24 protein-coding genes are annotated in these 22,609 nt (G+C 60.1%); 13 read left to right on the top strand and 11 right to left on the bottom strand.

Going from position 1 to position 22,609, the window contains the following annotated elements:
- The first annotated feature begins 7 nt into the window (after positions 1–7).
- Entirely contained in the window at positions 8–610 is a 603-nt protein-coding gene (locus tag I9018_RS25665; protein WP_022640616.1) for a peroxiredoxin, read from the top strand.
- Between the two features lie 61 nt (positions 611–671).
- Here I9018_RS25665 and rnt read toward each other — a convergent pair whose 3' ends face one another.
- Both rnt and pyrC read right to left on the bottom strand, forming a co-directional pair.
- Entirely contained in the window at positions 672–1,343 is a 672-nt protein-coding gene (gene rnt / locus I9018_RS25660; protein WP_068585014.1) for a ribonuclease T, read from the bottom strand.
- Positions 1,340–2,386 (bottom strand): dihydroorotase, encoded by a 1,047-nt coding sequence (pyrC, locus tag I9018_RS25655; RefSeq protein ID WP_241107861.1) that lies wholly within the window; start codon positions 2,384–2,386, stop codon positions 1,340–1,342. Before pyrC ends, rnt begins: the two co-directional genes overlap by 4 nt.
- A 157-nt stretch (positions 2,387–2,543) precedes the next feature.
- On the opposite strand from pyrC, the gene I9018_RS25650 reads away from it, so the two are divergent.
- The 4 genes from I9018_RS25650 to I9018_RS25635 all read left to right on the top strand — a co-directional run bounded on the left by I9018_RS25650 (position 2,544) and on the right by I9018_RS25635 (position 6,537).
- On the top strand, positions 2,544–3,458 hold the full coding sequence (locus tag I9018_RS25650; protein ID WP_241107860.1) for an OmpA family protein: 915 nt from the start codon (positions 2,544–2,546) through the stop codon (positions 3,456–3,458).
- A gap of 129 nt (positions 3,459–3,587) precedes the next feature.
- A complete protein-coding gene (locus I9018_RS25645) occupies positions 3,588–4,805 on the top strand; it encodes an argininosuccinate synthase (RefSeq protein WP_068585023.1) in 1,218 nt (405 codons plus the stop codon).
- A gap of 274 nt (positions 4,806–5,079) precedes the next feature.
- Positions 5,080–5,496 carry a hypothetical protein gene (locus I9018_RS25640; protein WP_241107859.1) on the top strand — a complete coding sequence of 139 codons (417 nt, stop codon included), beginning with the start codon at positions 5,080–5,082 and terminating at the stop codon, positions 5,494–5,496.
- A 414-nt stretch (positions 5,497–5,910) separates the two neighbouring features.
- Entirely contained in the window at positions 5,911–6,537 is a 627-nt protein-coding gene (locus I9018_RS25635; protein WP_241107858.1) for a response regulator transcription factor, read from the top strand.
- 134 nt (positions 6,538–6,671) lie between these two features.
- Here the strand turns inward: I9018_RS25635 and I9018_RS25630 are convergent, their stop codons facing one another.
- The 8 genes from I9018_RS25630 to metG all read right to left on the bottom strand — a co-directional run bounded on the left by I9018_RS25630 (position 6,672) and on the right by metG (position 13,717).
- Complete coding sequence (locus I9018_RS25630) at positions 6,672–6,851, bottom strand: hypothetical protein (RefSeq protein ID WP_068585028.1); 180 nt, start codon at positions 6,849–6,851, stop codon at positions 6,672–6,674.
- 107 nt (positions 6,852–6,958) lie between these two features.
- Entirely contained in the window at positions 6,959–7,597 is a 639-nt protein-coding gene (gene nth, locus I9018_RS25625) for an endonuclease III (protein ID WP_241107857.1), read from the bottom strand.
- A 7-nt stretch (positions 7,598–7,604) separates the two neighbouring features.
- The gene (locus I9018_RS25620; protein WP_241107856.1) at positions 7,605–8,189 is read right to left on the bottom strand and encodes an Rnf-Nqr domain containing protein; all 585 of its coding nucleotides are present in this window, start codon (positions 8,187–8,189) and stop codon (positions 7,605–7,607) included.
- The gene (locus I9018_RS25615) at positions 8,182–8,793 is read right to left on the bottom strand and encodes an RnfABCDGE type electron transport complex subunit G (RefSeq protein ID WP_241107855.1); all 612 of its coding nucleotides are present in this window, start codon (positions 8,791–8,793) and stop codon (positions 8,182–8,184) included. Before I9018_RS25615 ends, I9018_RS25620 begins: the two co-directional genes overlap by 8 nt.
- Positions 8,790–9,785 carry an RnfABCDGE type electron transport complex subunit D gene (locus tag I9018_RS25610; RefSeq protein ID WP_124347533.1) on the bottom strand — a complete coding sequence of 332 codons (996 nt, stop codon included), beginning with the start codon at positions 9,783–9,785 and terminating at the stop codon, positions 8,790–8,792. Before I9018_RS25610 ends, I9018_RS25615 begins: the two co-directional genes overlap by 4 nt.
- Positions 9,766–10,971 carry an electron transport complex subunit RsxB gene (gene rsxB, locus I9018_RS25605; RefSeq protein WP_241107854.1) on the bottom strand — a complete coding sequence of 402 codons (1,206 nt, stop codon included), beginning with the start codon at positions 10,969–10,971 and terminating at the stop codon, positions 9,766–9,768. The genes I9018_RS25610 and rsxB overlap by 20 nt, the downstream gene beginning before the upstream one ends.
- Positions 10,968–11,546: an Rnf-Nqr domain containing protein gene (locus I9018_RS25600; protein ID WP_241107853.1), complete on the bottom strand. Its 579-nt coding sequence runs from the start codon at positions 11,544–11,546 to the stop codon at positions 10,968–10,970. Before I9018_RS25600 ends, rsxB begins: the two co-directional genes overlap by 4 nt.
- 125 nt (positions 11,547–11,671) lie before the next feature.
- On the bottom strand, positions 11,672–13,717 hold the full coding sequence (gene metG, locus I9018_RS25595; RefSeq protein ID WP_124347536.1) for a methionine--tRNA ligase: 2,046 nt from the start codon (positions 13,715–13,717) through the stop codon (positions 11,672–11,674).
- 183 nt (positions 13,718–13,900) lie between these two features.
- On the opposite strand from metG, the gene apbC reads away from it, so the two are divergent.
- Positions 13,901–14,995 carry an iron-sulfur cluster carrier protein ApbC gene (gene apbC, locus I9018_RS25590; protein ID WP_124347537.1) on the top strand — a complete coding sequence of 365 codons (1,095 nt, stop codon included), beginning with the start codon at positions 13,901–13,903 and terminating at the stop codon, positions 14,993–14,995.
- A 75-nt stretch (positions 14,996–15,070) separates the two neighbouring features.
- On the opposite strand, the gene I9018_RS25585 is transcribed toward apbC, so the two are convergent.
- A complete protein-coding gene (locus I9018_RS25585) occupies positions 15,071–15,829 on the bottom strand; it encodes an SDR family oxidoreductase (protein WP_068585056.1) in 759 nt (252 codons plus the stop codon).
- A gap of 163 nt (positions 15,830–15,992) precedes the next feature.
- Here I9018_RS25585 and I9018_RS25580 point away from each other — a divergent pair, with 163 nt between their 5' ends.
- The 7 genes from I9018_RS25580 to I9018_RS25550 all read left to right on the top strand — a co-directional run bounded on the left by I9018_RS25580 (position 15,993) and on the right by I9018_RS25550 (position 22,609).
- Positions 15,993–16,724, top strand: a complete 732-nt coding sequence (locus tag I9018_RS25580; protein WP_241107852.1) for a HugZ family protein — start codon at positions 15,993–15,995, stop codon at positions 16,722–16,724.
- Between the two features lie 66 nt (positions 16,725–16,790).
- Positions 16,791–17,264, top strand: a complete 474-nt coding sequence (locus I9018_RS25575) for an FxsA family protein (RefSeq protein ID WP_068585061.1) — start codon at positions 16,791–16,793, stop codon at positions 17,262–17,264.
- Between the two features lie 253 nt (positions 17,265–17,517).
- Complete coding sequence (locus I9018_RS25570; protein WP_029614823.1) at positions 17,518–17,811, top strand: co-chaperone GroES; 294 nt, start codon at positions 17,518–17,520, stop codon at positions 17,809–17,811.
- A 49-nt stretch (positions 17,812–17,860) separates the two neighbouring features.
- Positions 17,861–19,507 (top strand): chaperonin GroEL, encoded by a 1,647-nt coding sequence (gene groL / locus I9018_RS25565; protein ID WP_053131655.1) that lies wholly within the window; start codon positions 17,861–17,863, stop codon positions 19,505–19,507.
- A gap of 270 nt (positions 19,508–19,777) precedes the next feature.
- Positions 19,778–20,461, top strand: a complete 684-nt coding sequence (gene colR, locus I9018_RS25560; protein WP_068585067.1) for a two-component system response regulator ColR — start codon at positions 19,778–19,780, stop codon at positions 20,459–20,461.
- A complete protein-coding gene (locus tag I9018_RS25555; RefSeq protein ID WP_068585070.1) occupies positions 20,451–21,731 on the top strand; it encodes a HAMP domain-containing sensor histidine kinase in 1,281 nt (426 codons plus the stop codon). Before colR ends, I9018_RS25555 begins: the two co-directional genes overlap by 11 nt.
- Before the next feature lie 197 nt (positions 21,732–21,928).
- Entirely contained in the window at positions 21,929–22,609 is a 681-nt protein-coding gene (locus tag I9018_RS25550; RefSeq protein WP_241110198.1) for a class I SAM-dependent methyltransferase, read from the top strand.

Genomic DNA, 22,609 nt, shown 5'->3' with positions numbered 1-22,609 from the left:
ATATCCAATGAGCGTACTCGTAGGCAAACAAGCCCCTGACTTCACCGTCCCAGCCGTTCTGGGCAATGGCGAAATCGTCGACAGCTTCACCCTGTCCTCGGCCATCAAAGGCAAATACGGCCTGGTGTTCTTCTACCCACTGGACTTCACCTTCGTCTGCCCGTCCGAGCTGATCGCCCTGGACCACCGCATGGCTGACTTCAAGGCCCGCAACGTAGAAGTGATCGCCGTGTCGATCGACTCGCACTTCACCCACAACGCCTGGCGCAACACCCCGATCAATGCCGGCGGCATCGGTCAGGTTCAATACATCATGGCTGCCGACATGAAGCACGAAATCGCCAAGGCCTACGACGTAGAGTCCGAAGGCGGCGTGGCTTTCCGTGGCGCGTTCCTGATCGACGACAAGGGTGTGGTTCGTTCGCAGATCGTCAACGACCTGCCGCTGGGCCGTAACATGGAAGAGCTGATCCGTCTGGTCGACGCTCTGCAATTCCACGAAGAGCACGGCGAAGTTTGCCCAGCCAACTGGAAAAAAGGCGACAAGGGCATGACCGCTTCGCCAGAAGGCGTTGCCGCTTACCTGACCGAGAACGCTGGCAAGCTGTAAGGCCAGGCCTCTCGCATAAAAAAACCGGCCTTAAGGGCCGGTTTTTTTATGCAGGCGATATTCAGTCGTCGAAGTCTTGCCAGCCGCCCATTTCCTTCCAGCGGTTGACGATGCCGCAGAACAGCTCGGCAGTCTTCTCGGTGTCATAGCGCGCCGAGTGGGCCTCGCGGCCGTCGAAGTCGATGTCCGCGCTCTGGCAGGCCTTGGCCAGTACCGTCTGGCCGTATGCCAGACCCGCGAGTGTAGCGGTGTCGAAGCTGGAGAACGGATGGAACGGGTTGCGCTTCATGTCCAGACGCGCCACGGCGGCATTGAGGAAGCCCAGGTCGAAGCTGCTGTTGTGACCGACCAGGATCGCGCGCTTGCAACCGTTGGCCTTCAGGGCCTTGCGCACCCCGCGGAAAATATCCGTGAGGGCGGTCTCCTCGCTGACAGCCATGCGCAGGGGGTGATCGAGTTTGATCCCGGTGAACTCCAGGGCCGCAGGCTCGATGTTCGCGCCTTCGAAAGGCTCGACTCGGAAGAAATAGGTGTGTTCGGGGAACACGAAGCCTTTTTCGTCCATGCCGATGGTGGTGGCGGCGATTTCCAGCAGTGCGTCGGTAGCTGAGTTGAAACCACCGGTTTCAACGTCGACGACGACTGGCAGGTAGCCGCGAAAACGTGCCGCCATGGGGTGGCGAGAACCACCGCTGTTACCTTCTTGCTCGTCGTCGAAATGGTCGTCACTCACGAGTGATCCTCCAGCAGGCGCCAGCGCAGTTTTTCTCCGGCGCGCAGCGGAATGACGGTCAACTCGCCGAATGGCAGGTTGGCGGGGGCGGTCCATTCTTCACGAACCAGGGTGATGCGATCGGTGTTGGCCGGCAGGCCATAGAAGCGTGGGCCGTTGAGGCTGGCGAAGGCTTCCAGTTTGTCCAGCGCATTGCGCTGTTCGAAGGCTTCGGCATACAGCTCGATGGCCGCGAAAGCGGTGTAGCAACCGGCGCAACCGCAGGCGGCTTCCTTGGCATGCTGGGCATGGGGCGCCGAGTCGGTACCGAGGAAGAACTTCTCGTTGCCGCTGGTGGCCGCATCCAGCAGGGCATGCTGGTGGATGTTGCGCTTGAGGATCGGCAGGCAATAGAAGTGCGGGCGAATCCCGCCGACCAACATGTGGTTACGGTTGTACAGCAGGTGGTGTGCAGTGATGGTGGCGCCGACGTTGGCCGGAGCCTCCTTGACGAACTGCACGGCATCGGCGGTAGTGATGTGCTCGAACACCACCTTGAGGGTCGGGAAGCGCTCGACCACTCGCCGCATGTGTTCATCGATGAAGATCTTCTCGCGATCGAAGACATCGATATCACCATGGGTCACTTCGCCATGGACCAGCAGCGGCAAGCCGACTTCAGCCATGGCTTCCAGGACTGGGAAGATCTTGTCGATGCTGGTCACGCCCGAGTCCGAGTTGGTAGTGGCGCCGGCCGGGTACAGCTTGGCGGCGTGCACGAAGCCACTGGCCTTGGCTTCACGGATTTCGTCCGGTTGGGTGCGGTCGGTGAGGTAGAGCACCATCAGCGGTTCGAAGCTGCTGCCGGCTGGGCGAGCAGCCAGGATACGCTGGCGGTAGGCATCGGCCTGTTCGGCGTTGCGTACCGGAGGTACCAGGTTGGGCATGATGATGGCGCGGCCAAAGGTGCGCGCGACATCTGCGACTGTATTGGGCAACACGGCCCCATCGCGAAGATGGATGTGCCAGTCGTCGGGACGCAGTAGGGTCAGGCGGTCGGACATGGGAGGTTCCAGGCGGGTAAAACTAGGGGGGAATGCTACCGGAAAAGACTCTTGCAGGCACTCGCTATCAAGTTTTGCTCAGAGCAACCGATATCCCGAAGGTATGGCGTATTCACGCCTGTCGATTTTTCTGTTGTACACGTCAGTGGAGCCTCCCGTGCGCCAGCGTTATCTAGCCTTGCTCAGTGTGTTTGCCAGCCTGCCCGCGATGGCTCTCACTTTCCAGACCCGCCTGGAGAGCATTGAGTGGACGGTCGAAGGCGACAAGTTCGAGTGCCGCTTGATCCAGCCCGTTACCGATTTTGGTTCCGGTGAGTTCGTTCGCCGGGCTGGCGAGCAGGCGATTTTCCGTCTCAAGAGCTTCAACCCGATGCAGGCAGGGGGCTCTGCCACCCTGCTCGCTGCGGCCGCACCGTGGCAGCCGGGACGTGGCGACATCAACCTAGGGGCCGTCAAGGCCGGTTCCGATGGGGTTCTGTTCAACAGTAACCAGATGCAGGCTGGGCGCCTGATCATCGGCTTGCTGGAAGGGCGCAGCCCGGTGGTGCGTCATTACTCCCGTGAAGGGGGCGTGTCCGAGGTGCGACTGCTGCCGGTGAAATTCAGCAAGGCTTACAGCGACTATCAAGTCTGCATGACCAAACTGCTGCCGATGAACTATGAGCAGGTCAAGCAGGCCGAGATTGGCTTTCCTGGAGGCGGTATCGAGCTGGACGCCCGGGCCAAGGCCAAGCTGCAGGTGATGGTGGACTTCATCAAGGCCGATCCTACGGTCAATCATGTCGAGCTTGACGGCCATTCGGACAATAGCGGCAATCGCCTGACCAACCGTGACCTGTCGCGCCGTCGGGCGCTGGCGGTGATGGAGTTCTTCAAGGCCAACGGTTTGGCGGAAAACCAGATCGTCGTGCGCTTCCATGGCGAGCGCTATCCCCTGGCTCCCAACACCAATGCCGCCAATCGGGCGAAAAACCGTCGGGTCAACGTGCATCTGGAGCGTGTTCCTGCACCCGAGAAGCCGGCTCCAGCTCCCCAGGCTGCCTCAGGGGCCAACGCTGCAGCGACTTCCTGATACGGCTGTCGTCGTCGCTCGCTCGACATAATCTGTCGCTTGGTCGTCATAAGCTGTCGCCCCTCTGTAAATTATCCGCGTTGATCGGTAGACTTGACGGCTTTCCGTACAACCCCGTGGAGTGATGGCATGGCGGACGTTAACAAGGTCGTTCTCGCGTATTCGGGCGGCCTGGACACTTCGGTGATCCTCAAGTGGCTGCAGGATACTTACAACTGTGAAGTAGTGACTTTCACTGCTGACCTGGGCCAGGGCGAAGAGGTCGAACCGGCCCGCGCCAAGGCACAAGCCATGGGTGTCAAAGAGATCTATATCGACGATCTGCGCGAAGAGTTCGTGCGTGATTTCGTCTTCCCGATGTTCCGCGCCAATACCGTCTACGAAGGTGAGTACCTGCTGGGTACTTCCATCGCTCGTCCGTTGATCGCCAAGCGCCTGATCGAAATTGCCAACGAAACCGGCGCCGATGCCATTTCCCATGGCGCCACCGGCAAAGGTAACGACCAAGTGCGTTTCGAGCTGGGTGCCTACGCGCTCAAGCCGGGCGTAAAGGTGATCGCACCTTGGCGTGAGTGGGACCTGCTGTCGCGTGAAAAACTGATGGACTATGCCGAAAAGCACGCCATCCCGATCGAACGCCACGGCAAGAAGAAGTCCCCCTATTCCATGGATGCCAACCTGCTGCACATCTCCTATGAAGGCGGCGTGCTGGAAGACACCTGGACCGAGCACGAAGAAGACATGTGGCGCTGGACCGTCTCCCCGGAGAACGCCCCCAACACCCCGACCTACATCGAGCTGACCTATCGTAACGGCGACATCGTGGCCATCGATGGCGTGGACATGAGCCCGGCCACCGTACTGGCGACCCTGAACCGCATTGGCGGCGAGAACGGCATCGGTCGCCTGGACATCGTCGAGAACCGCTACGTGGGCATGAAGTCCCGGGGCTGCTACGAGACCCCAGGCGGCACCATCATGCTGCGTGCGCACCGCGCCATCGAGTCCATCACCCTGGATCGTGAAGTGGCTCACCTCAAGGATGAGTTGATGCCCAAGTACGCCAGCCTGATCTACACCGGCTACTGGTGGAGTCCTGAGCGCCTGATGTTGCAGCAGATGATCGATGCCTCCCAGGTCAACGTGAATGGCGTAGTGCGCCTGAAACTGTACAAGGGCAATGTCGTCGTCACTGGGCGTAAGTCCGATGATTCGCTGTTCGATGCCAACATCGCGACCTTCGAAGAAGATGGCGGTGCCTACAACCAGGCAGATGCCGCAGGCTTCATCAAGCTCAACGCATTGCGCATGCGGATTGCCGCTAACAAGGGCCGGACCTTGCTCTGAGTTTCTGGGCGGTCATGAACCGCCACGATCGATACACCTATAGCGCCGCTTGCCCATCGAGGCAGGCGGCGTTTTTTTTGGGGGAAAGCATCGCCCCGCTGCATCACGGTTGGAAAGATTTCGCCATGGCGTCCGCCGCCCCGGTGGGAATAAGGTCCGCTACAGCCCCATCCACGATGACCAGGAAGTCGTCGGAGCTTGGTGGGGCTGTAAACGATGGGGCAAGACCTTGTTCATCGTCATATGAAATCAAGTTCCAATTGGGAGGACGCCAATGAAAACACGCCAATCCTGCTTGCTGGCACTGGTAGCAGCGCTGTGCCTGGGCATTGTGTCCAGTAATTCGATGGCAGCGGTGTATGTCTGCAGCGACGATGCTTGCAATAAATGGGCGGCCATTACCGAAGAGCAGCTTGAGTTGAAGTCGACTGATGGAGAAGACACCAGTATTCGTCAAACCCTCAGTGAATCAGCGAGCGAATCCATCACCAACGGCTACAACAATCTGTATGACACTGACCTCTATCTGAAAAAGGATTTGTGGCACATAGGAGGTATTGATCCTTTCAAGGGTAAGGAACATGTGACTGTTTATATTTATAAATCGACGGACCCCGATAGACGCCTCAAGACTTGCCATGCTTTTTCGTTCAAGAATCCAAAAGGGCGTTACCACTCGACTTGTAGTTGAGTGTGAGGGTGCCCAGTTAAATTGCCTTGAAGATATCCGGAGCGTTAAGAAGCTCCGGATTTTTATGCATGAGTTTTTTCGAAAATTTCTGGATGTGGTCGGTTTTTGTTTTTCTGAGTCTGGGCTTTTTATGTTCTTGCATACCCTTGGTTGAATAAGGCTTTCGTTGCCTTGGGTTTTAACGTCTGGTAATTTTTATAAGTTGCAGTATTAATACGTTGGGTTGCGTGTATGGAGATTAATCCTATACGTGATTTTATATTTTCTTTTGTTGAGTTGGTTGTTTTGTAAGGCAATTCTCTATTGTTTGTAAGGAACGTCCTCGTACGGCCGTAGCCCCTAGGGGGTCGGTGTCAGAGTCAAATCTCTGGGGTATGGTGCTGGATCTAAAAAACTCAGGACTTAGATATCCCTATGAAAAGAGTCTTGATCGTGGATGATCACCCTGTTACCCGTTTGGCCGTGCGTATGTTGATGGAGCGTCATGGCTTCGAAGTTGTAGCTGAAGCGGAGAACGGCATGGATGCCTTGAAGTTGGCCGTAGAATATATTCCCGATATTGTGATTCTTGATATCGGGATTCCAAAAGTTGATGGTCTTGAAGTTATCAATCGTTTGATGTCCCGCTCCATGCTCACCAAGATCCTGGTGTTCACCTTAAAGACACCTGGGCCATTTTCCATGCGTTGCATGCAGGCTGGGGCTGCTGGTTATGTATGCAAGCAACAGGGCATTACCGAGCTGATCAGTGCGGTGCGGGCAGTACTGGCTGGTTATAGTTATTTTCCCAATGAGGCGCTTCACTCTTTTCGTTCAAGCCAGAACGTCAGTAGTGAGGAGGAAATGATCGAATTACTTTCCAGAAGAGAGTTGGTCGTACTGCAACAACTTACCAGTGGCATGAGTAACAAGGAGATTGCCGAAGGCCTGTGCCTGAGTAATAAGACCATCAGCACCTACAAGCGGCGCTTGCTGACCAAGCTCAATGCTCGTTCATTGGTCGATTTGATCGAATTCGCCCAGCGTCATCGATTGGCCTGAGTGTTCAGTATTTTAGTGGTTCAGCGCGAGCTGGGAGCAGCGTTGGGATGAGCCTGCGGTCGGTCGAGGAAACCGGCCGCAGGAGTTACAGCACAGAGATACAAAAAAACCTCCGGCTGGAGGTTTTTTTGTTATTAGAGGTCATAGTCGTAATCGGCCAATTGCTTTTGCAAGCGCCGCTCTTCGAGGAGATTGTCGATTGTGCGACGTTTGCTCAGATTGGTTTTCGCAACCTCTACTACGGGCTCGGCATCATCTGTTTCTGCCGCGTTGAAGTCGTCTTCTACTTCCAATTGTTCTTTGCCAGTACTCATAAGGTCAACTCCAGGCTAGGACTGCCATTGGCGCTCCTTATATCGATATTCTCCTGGCGGGTAAAAAAGATTTTTTCAATCGACTCATCAGGAAAATCAATGCCTGGTCAATCATCGGAAGTCTTCTGCTTGTACTCGCACAGGTCCTCGATTCGACAGCTACCGCAGCGCGGCTTGCGGGCCAGGCATACATAGCGCCCATGGAGGATCAACCAGTGGTGGGAATCGAGCAGAAACTCCTTGGGTACGAATTTCATCAGCTTCTTTTCCACTTCCACCACATTCTTCCCCGGTGCCAGCCCCGTACGATTGCTGACCCTGAAAATGTGCGTGTCGACGGCCATGGTCAGTTGGCGGAAGGCCGTATTGAGGACCACGTTGGCGGTCTTGCGGCCAACACCAGGCAGGGCCTCCAGCTCTTCGCGGGTTTGTGGTACCTCGCTGTTGTGGCGTTCTACCAGTAAACGACAGGTTTCGATGACGTTCTTGGCCTTGCTGTTGTACAGGCCGATGGTCTTGATGTACTCGGACAATCCATCGACGCCCAGGGCATGGATGGCGGCCGGGGTGTTGGCCACGGGAAACAGCTTGGCGGTGGCTTTGTTGACACCGACGTCGGTCGATTGCGCCGAAAGAATCACCGCGATCAAGAGTTCGAACGGTGAAGAGTAGGCCAGTTCGGTCTTGGGTTCGGGGTTGTCTTCATGGAGCCGGCGAAATATTTCCAGGTGTTTGGCTGCATTCATGGGTGATTCATTTCCTCGAAGGCGATCGGTTGAGGAGCCAGGCCCGTTTGGCGGCCAGCAACAGCCCCAGCAGGATAAAACCCCCGGGTGCAAGAGTCAGCAAGCGCAGGCCTCCATCAGGTAGCAGCACCCAACCACGGTCCTCACCGGCCAGGCCGGCAAGCCAGCTCAAGTGGCTTCCCAGGGCCCCGCTGCCAAGCACTTCGCGCAAGGCTCCCAACATGATCAAGGTGCTACAGAGTCCTGTGGCCAGGCGTATCCGGTCTGTGCGTTGAAAAAAACCGGCATGCTCCAAGGCCAGGCATTGCAAGGGCAGTAGCGCCAGGTAAAGGCCGAGCTGTTGGTGTAGTTCATAGCTCCAGGCTTGCACCGCCAACCATAGGCAACTGCCCAGGGTTGCTGCCAACAACAGGCTAGCCAGGTCTTGGCGGTTGGCCGGCAGATGGGGGCGTAGCAGCTGCATGCCGCTGCCAAAGGCTGTCATCAGCAATGCCCCGGACAGGACGATGCCCAGTGCCTTGACCCAGCTATCCGTGGCTCCGAGCAACGTTGGCAGCATGAGCAGCCCTGGTAGCGACATCGACTTATCCATGGGGCACCTGGGGCAGCAATGACTGGCGATGTTCATCGAAATAGCGCAGGGCATTGTGCAAGGCACTGATCACGGCGCGGGAGGTGATGGTGGCTCCAGCGATCTGATCGAACTGGCCATGGTCCTTTTTCAGGGCCCAGGCACTATCGTCCGGATCGCCGCGGGACTTGCCGGTAAAACCCGCCAGCCAGGGGTTGGGGTGTTCGGCGATAAGCCCGCCAAGGCCTGGGGTTTCATCCTGCTTCAGAGTCTTGCTGCCCAGCAGGCGACCTTGGCTGTCGATGGCGATCAGCAATTCGATAGGGCCTGCGTAGCCAGTGGTCCTGCTACGCAGCAGCAGGGCACTGGGCTGGCCATTGCGGGTGGCCAGGTAACCCTCCAACAGAAGGCTGTTGTCCAATTGCACTTCGGTCAAGGGAAGTGGCTGGTCCAGGGGCTGGTTGTCGTAGCTGCCCGATGGCAGCAGGTCCAGCAGCTTGCGTGCCTGCAGCGACCGTTGCTCGGCTTCGATGCGTGGGGCGGTGGTGTGTTGTAGCCACAGGGTACCGGTGATGCCCAGGATGCCGAGCATGACCAGCAGTAACAGGCTGCGCCAGGTCTTCATGATGAGACCCTGGCTTGTCGTGCGGTGCAGTAGCGTTCCAGCGCCGGTACTGCAAGGTTCATCAGGAGCACGGCGAACGCCACGCCGTCTGGATAGCTGCCCCAGGTCCGGATCAGGTAGGTCAGCAGGCCGACCCCGATGCCAAACAACAAACGGGCCCGGGCCGTCTTTGGGCCTGATACCGGTTCGGTGACGATAAAGAAGGCACCGAGCATGCTGGCGCCGGTGAGCAGATGGAACAGCGGCGAACCATGGGAGTCGGAGCCCGTGCCGTTCCAGCACACCAGGCTGATGAGCAACAGACTGGCGAGCATACCCACAGGCGCATGCCAACTGATGACGCGCTGCTGCAGCAGGAACAGGCCGCCGGCGAGAAACCCCAGGTTGACCCACTCGACGCCGCGCCCACCGAAATGACCGAAGGCTGGGTGAGCGGCAAAGAGTTCATCGACCGTCAGGCTCTTGTTGATGCGCAGGCTGTCCAGGGCCGTGGCTTGGGCCCAGGCATCCGGGCGCAGGCTGTCCAGGTCGAAAACCCGCTGCAAGCCCTCCAGCAGGCCCATGGCGTGGGGGGCAGGCCAATGGGTCATGGACTGCGGGAAACACAGCAGGGCCAGGGCATACCCCAGCATGGCGGGGTTGAAGGGGTTCTGTCCTACACCGCCATACAGGTGCTTGCCCAGGAGCAGGGCGCTGGCAGCCGCACTGGGTGCCAGCCACCAGGGACAGTAAGCCGGCAGGGCCAGTGCTAGCAGGGTCGCGCTGACCAGGGCGCTGCCATCGCTGAGAGACGGCAGCAGTGGGCGCTTGCGCAAGAACAGCACCAGGGCCTCCATGGCCAGTGCGCCGCTGGCAGCCAGTACCAGGTTCAGCAACACTCCCCAGCCGTACAGCCACAGCAATGCCAGCGCCCCCGGCAACGTGGCCAGCAGCACTCGCCCCATGGCCTGGCGCAGGCGCGGGTCGGCGCCTTCAACCAGCAGCATGGGCATCCACCTGCCGCTCGATTTCGTTCAGGCGTGTCCGGGCCTGTGCCAGTTGCTCATCACTGGCCGCCTGGCGTTGTAGTTTGTGCAACTCGGCGCGGGCATAGGCCAGTTCGGTTTTCAGCCGGCGCAGTTGCGGATCGATGGGGCGTTTCTCGGTACGAGTGAGCACCGGTGCCGGTTTGGCGCTGGCATCCTCGGCAGCGTGCAGGTCCTGTTCGGCCGCCGCCAGGGCGGCACTCAGGGCTTCCAGCTCGGCCTGCGGGGCACCTGCGGCCTCGGCCTTCTTCAGTTCGGCGCGACGGGTGGCCAACTGGATCTTGGCACGCTTGAGATTGGCATCCTTGGGGGGCGCCGCTGCCGGAACGCTCGGGGCTTGGGCCTCCAGGTGGGCCAAGGCTTGCTCGGCGGCTTCGAACTGCTGTTGCAGGACGACCAGTTGCGATTGTTGTTCGAAGGTTGGCGGATGCCCGAAGGCCTTGAGCGATTTGTTCAATTGGGCCCGGCTCATGGCCAGTTCGATCTTGGCTTTCTTCAGCGCGGCGTCGGCCGCCGCGGCCTTTTGCGCGCGGACCCGCTCGATCGCCGCCTGGACCGGATTGTCGCCGCTCGTGGCAGGCTGGGCGGCTTTTTGAGCCCGGGCCTGGCGTTCGGCCAGGCGTCGGGCTTCTTCGCGTTGCAGGCGTTGATTGCGCTGTTCGAAGCGGCGCCTGGCGTGCTCGCGCTTGCTGCTGCGGGCCTGCAGTTGCTCGGGGCTGCTGGCCAGGCCGCCGACAATCGGTATCACCTGGCCCGGGGGCAGGGGCAGCATGTCGATGCAGTCCACGGGACAAGGGGCGACGCACAGGTCGCAACCGGTGCATTCGTCGACCAGCACGGTGTGCATCAGCTTGGCTGCGCCGACGATAGCGTCCACCGGGCAGGCCTGGATGCACTTGGTGCAGCCGATGCACTCGGCTTCGCGGATGTAGGCCACCTGGGCCGGGGCTTCGCCGCGGCTGCGATCCAGTTCGATGATCGGCAGTTGCAGCAGCCGAGCCAGGCCGGCGATGGTTTCCTCGCCACCGGGCGGGCATTTGTTGATGGCCTCGCCGTTGGCGATGCCCTCGGCGTAGGGTTTGCATCCGCCATGGCCACACTTGCCACATTGGGTCTGGGGCAAGAGGGCGTCGATGCGTTGAATCAGGCTCATGGTTTGACCAGTCCGTTGAAGCCCAGGAACGCCACCGCCAGCAGGCCGGCACCGATCAGGTCCAGCGGCAGGCCTCGCCAGGGCAGGGGAATATCATTGTTGCAGACGCGTTGGCGCAGGTCATGGAACAGGCCGAGCACCAGCCAGAAACCGAGGCCGGCACCCAGGCTCATGGCACCCATGGAGACCAGCCCAAGGTTGCCCTGGCTCCCAATGAACAGCAGGCCGAGCACGCCGGCATTACCCAGCAACAGGGGCCAGAGGCCGTCGAATGGCAGGGCTGGCAAGATCCGTGGCAGCAGGCGCAACAGTGGCTTGATCAGCAGTACGTTCAGGGGCAGCCAGACGAACATCTGCAAAGACTCCAGCCCCCAGGGGGCCAGCAGTACACGATAGAGGAGCAATCCCAGCACGCAGCTGACCAGCATCAAGAGCGTGGTTGCCAGGCCCAGGGCGTGCAGGCGCCGTCGATCGCTGCCCTGGACTTGAAGCAGCGGGTCGGCGCCCAGAGGCCAATGCAACACGAAGTTGTTGACCAGGGCGGTGCTGACAAGAGCGAGCAGGAAGTGGGTCATGGTCGATGCCGATGCAAGCAGGCGGTACCTCAAGAGTAGGCAAACTCGCGTGTGCGATTGTCCAGATATGCAAATCCCCCCGTTGCGCCCAGGGGCAACGGGGGGATGGGGTCCCGCAGGCAGGCCTACTTGATCCGCTGGCCGGGCTTGGCGCCGCTGTCGGGGCTCAGCAGGTAGATTTCTTCACCGCCAGGACCGGCCGCCATCACCATGCCCTCGGAAATACCGAACTTCATTTTCCGCGGCTTGAGGTTGGCGATCATCATGGTCAGGCGACCGTCGAGCTTGGACGGGTCCGGGTAGGCACTCTTGATCCCGGAAAACACGTTGCGTTGCTCATCACCGATATCCAGGGTCAGGCGCAGCAGCTTGTCGGCGCCTTCCACGGCTTCGGCCTTGACGATCAGCGCAACGCGCAGGTCAACGGCCGCGAAGGTGTCGAAGTCGATTTCCGGCGACAGTGGGTCCTTGGCAAGCTCGCCATTGCCCTTGGGCGCCCCGGTGTCGGTCTGGGTGGCCGCCAGGTCTTCTTTCGAGGCGTCGGTCATGGCTTGGACTTTCACTGGATCGATCCGGGTCATCAGCGGCTTGAATTCGTTGAGCTGATGGTTGGCCAGCAGTTGCTGGTGGTCGTTCCAGGTCAGCGCCGGGACGTTGAGGAAGGCCTCGGCGTCGGCGGCCAGGCCTGGCAGCACCGGCTTGAGGAAGATCACCAGCTGGCGGAACAGGTTGATGCCGGTGGCGCAGATGGCCTGGACTTCATCCTGCTTGCCTTCCTGCTTGTTCAACGACCAGGGCGCCTTGTCGGCGATCCAGGCGTTGGCACGGTCGGCCAGGGCCATGATCTCGCGCATGGCGCGGGCGAAGTCGCGGGCCTCATAGGCCTCGGCGATGCTCGGTGTGGCGGCCAGGAAGGCCTCGGTCAGTTCCGGAGCGGCATTGGTATCGACCATCACCCCGGCATTGCCCTTGTGGATGAAGCCGGCGCAACGGCTGGCGATGTTCACCACCTTGCCCACCAGGTCGGAGTTGACCTTCTGCACGAAGTCTTCGAGGTTCAGGTCCAGGTCGTCGACGCCACGGCTCAGCTTGGAGGCGTAGTAGTAGCGCAGATACTCGGGCGACAGATGATCCAGGTAGGTACGGGCCTTGATGAAGGTGCCGCGGGACTTGGACATCTTCTGGCCGTTGACGGTCAGGTAGCCATGGACGTTGATGCCGGTCGGCTTGCGATAGCCTGCACCGTCGAGCATGGCCGGCCAGAACAGGGCGTGGAAGTTGACGATGTCCTTGCCGATGAAGTGATACAGCTCGGCGCTGGAATCCTTGTTCCAGAAGGCATCGAAGTCCAGCTCCGGGCGACGGGCGCAGAGGTTCTTGAAGCTGGCCATGTAGCCGATGGGTGCGTCCAGCCAGACATAGAAATACTTGCCCGGCTCATCGGGGATCTCGAAGCCGAAGTACGGCGCATCGCGGGAGATATCCCACTGTTGCAGGCCGGCGTCCAGCCACTCGGCGATCTTGTTGGCCACGGCGTCCTGCAAGGTGCCGCTACGGGTCCAGGTTTGCAGCATCTGCTGGAAGTCCGGCAGCTTGAAGAAGAAGTGCTGGGACTCCTTGAGCACCGGAGTGGCGCCGGAGATCGCCGACTTCGGATCCTTCAGGTCGGTGGGCGCGTAGGTGGCGCCGCATTTTTCGCAGTTATCGCCGTACTGGTCCTCGGTGCCGCATTTCGGGCAGGTGCCCTTGATGAAGCGGTCGGCCAGGAACATTTTCTTGTCCGGGTCGAAGTATTGGGTGATGGAGCGAGTGGCAATGTGCCCGGCGTCCCGCAGCTTGAGGTAGATCTGACTCGACAGCTCGCGGTTCTCTTCGGCATGGGTCGAGTGGAAATTGTCGAAGTCCACCAGGAAGTCGGCAAAGTCGGCGCTGTGTTCAGCCTGCACGTTGGCGATCAGTTGTTCCGGGGTGATGCCTTCTTTTTCCGCGCGCAACATGATGGCCGAGCCGTGTGCGTCGTCGGCGCAGACATAGATGCATTGGTTGCCGCGGTGCTTCTGGAAGCGCACCCACATGTCGGTCTGGATGTACTCGAGCATGTGGCCAAGGTGGATGGAACCATTGGCATAGGGCAGGGCGCTGGTGACGAGAATCTTGCGTGGCTCGGACATGGGGCTCGGCTACTTGATGAAACGAAGGTCGGCCACTATAAAGCGCCGGCACGGATTTTTCACCCTTCCAGGCGTCCTTGTGGCTGGTTGGCCACGTCCTGCGCGAGGAGGCTCCCTCGCCACAATGATGGCGGCGGCGTAGGATAGCCGGCTGATTTTCCTGTCTTGTTATCGGAGTTGCCCATGAGCGCCGTCAATCGCGCAGCGGTGGAAGCCGTTCTTCGCCAATACACCGACCCCTACCTTAACCAGGACCCGGTCAGCGCCGGTTGCGTACGGGACATCGACGTCCAGGGCGACCGGGTCACCGTCCGCTTGGAGCTGGGTTATGCCGCCGGCCTGTTCAAGAGCGGCTGGGCGCAGATGTTGCAGCTGGCCATCGAAGGCCTGGATGGCGTCAGCGGGGCCAAGGTCGAGATCAACAGCGTGATCGCCGCGCACAAGGCCCAGGCCCAGGTACCGGGCCTGGCCAACGTCAAGAACGTGGTGGCGGTCGCTTCGGGCAAGGGCGGCGTGGGCAAGTCCACCACGGCGGCCAACCTGGCCCTGGCCCTGGCGCGCGAAGGCGCGCGCGTGGGTATCCTCGACGCTGATATCTATGGTCCGAGCCAGGGCATCATGTTCGGCATCGCCGAGGGCACCCGGCCGAAGATCAAGGACCAGAAGTGGTTCGTGCCGATCCAGGCCCATGGCGTGGAGGTCATGTCCATGGCCTTCCTGACCGACGACAACACGCCGATGGTCTGGCGCGGTCCCATGGCTTCCGGAGCCTTGCAGCAACTGGTGACCCAGACCGACTGGGGCAACCTGGATTACCTGGTGATCGACATGCCGCCGGGCACCGGCGACATCCAGCTGACCCTGGCGCAAAAGGTCCCGGTGGCAGGGGCGGTGATCGTCACTACTCCCCAGGACCTGGCCTTGCTGGATGCGCGCAAGGGTGTCGAGATGTTCCACAAGGTCAACATCCCGGTGTTGGGCGTGGTGGAAAACATGGCGGTGCACATCTGCTCCAACTGCGGCCATGCTGAACACCTGTTCGGCGAGGGCGGCGGCGAGAAACTGGCCAACCAGTATGGCGTTGAACTGCTGGCTTCGCTGCCGTTGTCGATGCTGATCCGCGAGCAAGCCGACGGAGGCAAGCCAACGGTGATCGCCGAGCCGGACAGCCAGATCGCCATGGTCTACCAGGAACTGGCTCGGCACGTGGGCGCGCGTATCGTGTTGCAGGAAAAGGCGACGCCGGCCATGCCGAGCATCACCATCAGCGAAGACTGAAAGGGGGAGGGCGCCGCTGCCGCGGTGCCGTGGCGAGCCCCAGTCGCAATGGCTGGGGCTCGCAGGCTGAACAGCTTAGAGGCGCAAGCCACCGTCCATTTCCAGGATACGCCCGGTGTAGTAGTCGTTTTCGAAGATATAGGCCGCCGAATGGGCGATCTCCTCGGGCTTGCCCATGCGCTTGAGGGGAATGCCAGCGGTCATCTTCTCCAGGGCCTCGGGTTTCATGCCCAGGGTCATCTCGGTCTCGATGAAACCTGGGGCGATTCCCGCTACGCGAATGCCATAGCGTGCCAATTCCTTGGCCCAGGTCACGGTCGCTGCGGCCACCCCGGCCTTGGCTGCGGAATAGTTGGTCTGGCCGATGTTGCCGGCACGGGAAATCGACGAGATGTTGATGATCGTGCCGCTGTTCTTGAGCTCCACCATCTTGGCTGCAACTTCCCGGGTGCACAGGAATACACCGGTGAGATTGACATCGATCACGGCCTGCCACTGGGCCAGGCTCATCTTGGTCATTTCACCGTCCTTGACCTTGAGCAGCAGGCCATCGCGCAGGATCCCGGCATTGTTGATCAAGCCGTGGATGGCTCCGAAGTCCTCGGCAACCTGATTCACCATGTGCTCGACCTGTTCTTCGTTGGCCACGTTGCACAGGTATGAGCGAGCTTCTACGCCGTGTGCCTTGCAGGCCGCGACGGCCTGGTCGAGTTTTTCCTGGTTCAGGTCCACCAGCGCCAGCCTGGCTCCACGGCTGGCAAAATACTCGCCCATGGAGCGGCCCAGGCCTTGGCAACCGCCAGTGATAATGATTACTTTGTCAGTGAGTTGCATTCGCATGTCCTGCCAGCTGTCGTGAGAGGGTGTCCTTGTTCCAGGGCCCTGCTCGACAGCCGGACCAGGCCTGGCTGCAGACGAGTATTGCCCCGTAGGCGTAGTTGGACCATGGTCCATTCGCCCGTCCGTTTTCGACGGATTCTATTGAAGGAGTCATAAAGTGAGCGTTGAAGCTGCCAAGAATGCACGAGAACTGCTGCTCAAGGAATACCGTGGCGTGCTGTCGACGCATTCCAAGTCCATGCCGGGTTTTCCCTTCGGTTCCGTAGTGCCTTACTGCCTCGATGCCGAAGGCCGTCCGCTGATTCTTATCAGCCGCATCGCCCAGCACACCCATAACCTGCAGAAGGACCCCAAGTGTTCACTGCTGGTTGGCGAGCGTGATGCCGACGACATACAGGCCGTGGGGCGCCTGACTTACCTGGCCGAAGCCGAGAAACTGACCGACGAGGCAGCGATCGAGGCGGCCGCCGAGCGCTACTACCGCTACTTTCCCGAATCGCAGAACTACCACCAGGCCCACGATTTTGATTTCTGGGTCCTCAAGCCGGTACGCCATCGCTACATCGGTGGTTTCGGCGCCATCCATTGGGTCGACCAGCTGACCCTGGCCAATCCGTTCGCCGGCAAGGCCGAGTTGAGCATGGTGGAGCACATGAACAGCGATCATGCCAATGCCATCGCTCACTACGTCGAGCTGACCGGCTTGCCTGACAAGGTGCCGGCGCAGATGGCCGGGATCGACACCGAGGGCATGCACTTGCGTATTGGCCAGGCGCTGTATTGGTTGCCATTCCAAGCCCCTTGCAACACGCCGACACAAGTGCGCGAGGCCTTGGTTTTTCTGGCTCGCGCCGATCAATGGCCGAAAAATCAGACCGTGGATGCTTGAATTCACGAATTGGCGACGTCATCTACGGTCTACTGGAAGGCATTCTTCCGCAGAGGAAACCATTTGATGCGCCCTTTTCTGTTGCTCTTTCTGCTGTTCCCAGTGTTGGAGCTGTTCGTCTTCGTCAAGGTCAGCGCGGCGATCGGGTTTTTCCCGGCCCTGCTGCTGATCATTCTCGGTTCGCTGCTTGGCGTGATGGTGTTGCGTGTGGCCGGGCTGGCCACGGCCCTGCGCGCTCGTGAAAGTCTCAATCGCGGCGAGTTGCCGGCCCAGCAAATGCTCGAGGGCCTGATGCTGGCCCTGGGCGGTGGCTTGTTGATCCTGCCCGGTTTCATCAGCGATGTGTTCGGCCTGCTGATGCTGCTGCCGTTCACTCGCCGCCTGCTGGCCAACAAGATGCGTGAGCGCGCCGAGGAGCAGGCCCTGCGCCAACGTGCCTTTGCCGACGACATGCGTTCGGCCCGTGGTGGCCCTGCGCCGCAGCAACCCCTGGGGCGCGAGCCCAATGTCATCGAAGGTGAGTTCGAGCACCGCGATTGATGTTTCCAGCCTCAAGCACACGGCACCTTCGGGTGCCGTGTTCGTTGTTGCGCAGGCGATTTAAAAAATTTCACCCACCAGCCCTTGTAATAGCTTTGTGCGCCCTTATGTAACGGTCACCGCAAGGTTTCTGGTGCTGATACCAGACAGACTTCCGCGTCTCGCTCGTCGAGCCGCAACCGGCCACGCCGGATTTGTTAACCCGCCGGTATCGACACCGGCCGCTGAAAACCACAATTAGGAGAGATCGACAATGAAGCTTCGTCCTCTGCATGACCGCGTCGTCATCCGTCGCAGCGAAGAAGAATCGAAAACTGCCGGCGGTATCGTTCTGCCTGGTTCGGCCGCTGAAAAACCTAACCGTGGCGAAGTCGTCGCTGTAGGTACCGGCCGTGTGCTGGACAACGGTGAAGTACGTGCGCTGGCCGTGAAAGTGGGTGACAAAGTGGTGTTTGGCCCGTACTCCGGCAGCAACACCGTGAAAGTCGATGGCGAAGATCTGCTGGTAATGGCCGAGAACGAGATTCTCGCTGTTATCGAAGGCTGATTCCCCGCGTATTTTCCCACTACTACACAGTATTTAAGGAATATCGATCATGGCTGCTAAAGAAGTTAAATTCGGCGACTCCGCCCGCAAGAAAATGCTCACCGGCGTCAACGTCCTGGCTGACGCGGTAAAAGCTACCCTGGGCCCGAAAGGCCGTAACGTGATCCTGGAAAAGAGCTTCGGCGCTCCAACCATCACCAAGGATGGCGTTTCCGTAGCCAAGGAAATCGAGCTGGAAGACCGTTTCGAGAACATGGGCGCGCAGCTGGTCAAAGACGTTGCCTCCCGTGCCAACGATGACGCTGGCGACGGCACCACCACCGCCACCGTTCTGGCTCAGTCGATCGTCAACGAAGGCCTGAAGGCCGTTGCTGCCGGCATGAACCCGATGGACCTCAAGCGCGGCATCGACAAGGCGACCATCGCCATCGTCAAGGAGCTCAAGGCTCTGTCCAAGCCATGCGCCGACACCAAGGCCATCGCCCAGGTAGGCACCATCTCCGCCAACTCCGACAACTCCATCGGCGACATCATTGCCGAAGCCATGGAGAAAGTGGGTAAAGAAGGCGTGATCACCGTCGAAGAAGGCACTGGCCTGGAAAACGAACTGTCGGTCGTTGAAGGCATGCAGTTCGACCGTGGCTACCTGTCTCCTTACTTCGTCAACAAGCCAGACACCATGGTCGCCGAGCTGGACAGCCCGCTGATCCTGCTGGTGGACAAGAAGATCTCCAACATCCGCGAAATGCTGCCAGTGCTGGAAGCCGTTGCCAAAGCCGGCCGCCCACTGCTGATCGTGGCCGAGGACGTCGAAGGCGAAGCCCTGGCGACTCTGGTTGTGAACAACATGCGCGGTATCGTCAAAGTCGCGGCCGTCAAGGCTCCAGGCTTCGGCGATCGTCGCAAGGCCATGCTGCAGGACATCGCCGTCCTGACCGGCGGTACCGTGATCTCCGAAGAAATCGGTCTGAGCCTGGAAAGCACCACCCTGGAGCACCTGGGTAGCGCCAAGCGCGTGACCCTGTCCAAGGAAAACACCACCGTTGTCGACGGTGCTGGCAACCAGGCCGACATCGAAGCCCGTATCGCTCAGATCCGTGCCCAAGTGGCCGAGACTTCCTCGGACTACGACCGTGAAAAACTGCAAGAGCGCCTGGCCAAGCTGTCCGGCGGCGTTGCAGTGATCAAGGTTGGCGCTGGCTCCGAAGTTGAAATGAAAGAGAAGAAAGCCCGCGTTGAAGACGCCCTGCACGCTACCCGTGCAGCCGTTGAAGAAGGCGTGGTGCCTGGCGGTGGCGTAGCCCTGATCCGTGCCCTGCAAGCGATCGTCGACCTCAAGGGCGACAACGCTGACCAGGACGTGGGTATCGCGGTTCTGCGTCGCGCCGTTGAAGCTCCGCTGCGCCAGATCTCCGCTAACAGCGGCGACGAGCCAAGCGTTGTCGTCAACGAAGTGAAGAACGGCAAAGGTAACTTCGGTTACAACGCCGCTTCCGGCGAATACGGCGACATGATCGAAATGGGCATCCTGGACCCAACCAAGGTGACCCGTTCGGCTCTGCAAGCTGCAGCTTCCATCGGCGGTCTGATCCTGACCACCGAGGCCGCCGTTGCCGACGCGCCGAAGAAAGACGCTCCAGCTGGCGGCGGCATGCCAGACATGGGCGGCATGGGTGGCATGGGCGGCATGATGTAAGCCAGCCTTACCCCTGTACTGAAAAGCCCCGCCGGTGCAAGCCGGCGGGGCTTTTTCGTTTCCGTTGTCCTGGGGCGAATCCAGGGCAAATGGCTGCCATTGTGTCGCCCTGGCCGTCGTCGGGCCGTGAGCCTTGGGTGAAAAAAATGTCAAGTCATGGCGACACTGGAAACAGCCACCCGAGCCGCCCGACAAGGGTGGCGGTGAGCCGGACTTGGCCTTAAGCTGCGCGAGCCAAGACGGCCGTAACTGTATACGGAGAGAGTGCCGATGCGAATCCTACTGGTTGAAGACAACCGCGATATTCTCGCCAACCTGGCTGACTACCTGGGGCTCAAGGGCTATACCGTCGACTGTGCCCAGGATGGCCTGTCGGGTTTGCACCTGGCCGCCACCGAGCACTATGACCTGATCGTGCTCGACATCATGTTGCCGGGGATCGATGGCTATACCCTGTGCAAGCGCCTGCGCGAAGACGCCCGGCGTGACACGCCAGTGATCATGCTCACCGCTCGCGACCAGCTCGATGATCGCCTCCAGGGCTTCAAGTCCGGGGCCGATGACTACCTGCTCAAGCCGTTCGCGTTGTCGGAGCTGGCCGCACGGATCGAGGCCGTGATGCGTCGTAGCCAGGGCGGTGGCCGGCGTGCCTTGCAGGTTGGCGATTTGAACTACGACCTCGACACCCTCGAGGTCACCCGTGAAGGGCGCCTGCTCAAACTCAACCCGGTCGGCTTGAAGCTGCTGGCGGTGCTGATGCAGAAGAGCCCGCATGTGCTGCGTCGGGAGATCCTCGAGGAGGCCCTGTGGGGCGATGACTGCCCCGATAGCGACAGCCTGCGCAGCCATGTCCATCAACTGCGCCAAGTGATCGACAAACCATTCGCCAAGCCACTGCTGCACACCGTGCATGGTGTCGGCTACCGCCTGGCCGAGGGGCGCGATGGAGTTTAAGCAGAGCCTTGCCCAGCGCATCATCATCGCGTTTGCGCTGATGAGCGCGCTGGTGGCAGGAGCCTTTGCCATGGGCATCGTGGCGACGGTGCACCTGGTGGAAGAGAAGCTCATCTCCGCCGGCCTCGGTGGTGACCTGCAGCGCCTGTTGCTGATGGATAACGTCGCCGACTGGAACCATCGTCCCGAGCCGGACCAATTGTTCTACTACAGCGGCGGTCGCGGCGACTTCGAGCTCCCCAAGGACCTGCGTCACCTGGACCCGGGGTTCCACGAGGTGTTTCGCGAGCAACTGTCCTATCACGCCATGGTCGAGGTCGTGGATGGGCGGCGCTATGTGCTGCTGCAGGACCAGAGCGATTTCGAGGAGCGCGAGCGCATATTGTTCGCGGTGGTATTGGTGGGGTTTGTCCTCAGCCTGGCGCTGGCGGTGTTCCTGGGCTGGGTCCTGGCGCGTCGGGTAATGGCGCCGGTGGTGCGTCTTTCACGCCAGGTACGGCATCGTGATCAGTTGCTGGGGCTGGCACCGCCATTGGCACCGGACTATGCCGCGGACGAAGTGGGGGAGCTGGCCATCGCCTTCGACGCCACCTTGGGCCGCTTGCGCCAGGCGCTGAATCGCGAGCGCCTGTTCACCAGCGACGTCAGCCACGAATTGCGTACACCGTTGATGGTGTTGGCCACCTCTTGTGAACTATTGCTGGAGAACCCTGCCCTGGATCAGCGCGAGCGAGCCCAGGTCGAACGTATTGCCCGGGCCAGCGAAGAAATGCGCGAGCTGGTACAGACCTTCCTGATGCTGGCGCGAGCCCAGCGCGAAGATGCCAGCATGTCGCCGCGGCTGACGCTGGAGCAGGCCGCCAGGGACCTGATCGGGATCTGGAGCGAGGCCATCAGGACCAAGGGCATCGAGCTGATTTTCGATCCTGGCCAGCCTGGCGATACTCGCTACAACGCTACCTTCCTGCATGCGGTGATGGGCAACCTTCTGCGCAATGCCTTGCACTACACCGAGCAGGGCTTCATTCGCCTGAGCCTCGTGCCCGACGGCTTCGTGGTGGAAGACAGCGGAGTGGGGATTCCCGAGGAAAAGCGCGAGGCGATGTTCGAGCCTTTTGTGCGTGGCGATGAGAAGCGTGGTGAAGGATTGGGCTTGGGACTTTCCTTGGTCCAGCGCATCTGTGAGAACCAGGGGTGGAGCGTCAGCCTCAGCACCATGACGCCCAATGGCTGTCGTTTTCACGTCCAGTTGCAATCGGCCAAGGCCTGATTGTCCATGTCTGGCCCTGTTATTCAGGGCCTGTCACTTGTCGATTTTTGTGCAGAAGTGGCCCCAGGCTACTGTTAGTGCGTTGTAAAACCCGGCAATATTTCTCCATTGAACGGCATGAAGTTTTCACAAAGGGACGACCTGTCGCTGACATGCAGCTGCCTAAGGTAGCGCCATCAGTGCAGGAGACCTTGATGATGGCTATACCGATCAAGCTGGATTTTTCCGAAAAATACGATGCTCAACACGCCCAGGAGTATCTGCTCAAGCACCAGGATGGCCTGGCGCGCCAACTGTCCCACAAGCGTGACGAGCAGTTGGCCCGTACCGCCCTGTCCTTGGTGGGAGATCCAGGCCTGGTTTTGGACTTGCCCTGTGGTGCCGGTCGTTTCTGGCCGTTGCTGGCCGAAAAGGCCAACCGGGTCATTGTCGGAGCCGACAATTCGGCGGCCATGTTGAACACCGCTACGGTGGCGCAAGCGGCTGAAGTCGTAAGACGTGTACGAACCTTGCAAACGTCCGCGTTTGATATCGAATTACCGGACAACGCGGTGGATTGCATTTTTTCCATGCGCTTGCTGCACCACATCGGTGAAGCCGAACACCGGATGGCGTTGCTGCGCGAGTTTCAGCGGGTAACCCGTGACAGCGTGATCATCTCGCTGTGGGTCGATGGTAATTTCAAGGCCTGGAAGCGCAAGCGGATGGAGCGCAAGCGGCTATCCGAAGTTGGGCAGACGGGTTATCAGAATCGTTTTGTGTTACCGGCGGCCACGGTCGAAGAAGAATTCAGGCAGGCCGGTTTTCGTGTCCAGGAGCACCTGGACTTCTTTCCGCTCTACGCCATGTGGCGGATTTACGTATTACGCAAGAGGTAA

It is taken from the genome of Pseudomonas sp. MPFS, from assembly GCF_022537035.1.
Lineage (GTDB): Bacteria > Pseudomonadota > Gammaproteobacteria > Pseudomonadales > Pseudomonadaceae > Aquipseudomonas > Aquipseudomonas sessilinigenes.
This window is presented reverse-complemented; position numbering and strand designations above follow the sequence as displayed.

Coding starts and splice junctions, on each gene's coding strand:
- I9018_RS25665 (WP_022640616.1), top strand. CDS start 8: ATGAGCGTACTCGTAGGCAAACAAGCCCCTGACTTCACCGTCCCAGCC.
- pyrC (WP_241107861.1), bottom strand. CDS start 2,386: ATGTCCGACCGCCTGACCCTACTGCGTCCCGACGACTGGCACATCCAT.
- I9018_RS25645 (WP_068585023.1), top strand. CDS start 3,588: ATGGCGGACGTTAACAAGGTCGTTCTCGCGTATTCGGGCGGCCTGGAC.
- I9018_RS25640 (WP_241107859.1), top strand. CDS start 5,080: ATGAAAACACGCCAATCCTGCTTGCTGGCACTGGTAGCAGCGCTGTGC.
- I9018_RS25635 (WP_241107858.1), top strand. CDS start 5,911: ATGAAAAGAGTCTTGATCGTGGATGATCACCCTGTTACCCGTTTGGCC.
- I9018_RS25630 (WP_068585028.1), bottom strand. CDS start 6,851: ATGAGTACTGGCAAAGAACAATTGGAAGTAGAAGACGACTTCAACGCG.
- nth (WP_241107857.1), bottom strand. CDS start 7,597: ATGAATGCAGCCAAACACCTGGAAATATTTCGCCGGCTCCATGAAGAC.
- I9018_RS25620 (WP_241107856.1), bottom strand. CDS start 8,189: ATGGATAAGTCGATGTCGCTACCAGGGCTGCTCATGCTGCCAACGTTG.
- I9018_RS25615 (WP_241107855.1), bottom strand. CDS start 8,793: ATGAAGACCTGGCGCAGCCTGTTACTGCTGGTCATGCTCGGCATCCTG.
- I9018_RS25610 (WP_124347533.1), bottom strand. CDS start 9,785: ATGCCCATGCTGCTGGTTGAAGGCGCCGACCCGCGCCTGCGCCAGGCC.
- rsxB (WP_241107854.1), bottom strand. CDS start 10,971: ATGAGCCTGATTCAACGCATCGACGCCCTCTTGCCCCAGACCCAATGT.
- I9018_RS25600 (WP_241107853.1), bottom strand. CDS start 11,546: ATGACCCACTTCCTGCTCGCTCTTGTCAGCACCGCCCTGGTCAACAAC.
- metG (WP_124347536.1), bottom strand. CDS start 13,717: ATGTCCGAGCCACGCAAGATTCTCGTCACCAGCGCCCTGCCCTATGCC.
- apbC (WP_124347537.1), top strand. CDS start 13,901: ATGAGCGCCGTCAATCGCGCAGCGGTGGAAGCCGTTCTTCGCCAATAC.
- I9018_RS25585 (WP_068585056.1), bottom strand. CDS start 15,829: ATGCAACTCACTGACAAAGTAATCATTATCACTGGCGGTTGCCAAGGC.
- I9018_RS25575 (WP_068585061.1), top strand. CDS start 16,791: ATGCGCCCTTTTCTGTTGCTCTTTCTGCTGTTCCCAGTGTTGGAGCTG.
- I9018_RS25570 (WP_029614823.1), top strand. CDS start 17,518: ATGAAGCTTCGTCCTCTGCATGACCGCGTCGTCATCCGTCGCAGCGAA.
- groL (WP_053131655.1), top strand. CDS start 17,861: ATGGCTGCTAAAGAAGTTAAATTCGGCGACTCCGCCCGCAAGAAAATG.
- colR (WP_068585067.1), top strand. CDS start 19,778: ATGCGAATCCTACTGGTTGAAGACAACCGCGATATTCTCGCCAACCTG.
- I9018_RS25555 (WP_068585070.1), top strand. CDS start 20,451: ATGGAGTTTAAGCAGAGCCTTGCCCAGCGCATCATCATCGCGTTTGCG.
- I9018_RS25550 (WP_241110198.1), top strand. CDS start 21,929: ATGGCTATACCGATCAAGCTGGATTTTTCCGAAAAATACGATGCTCAA.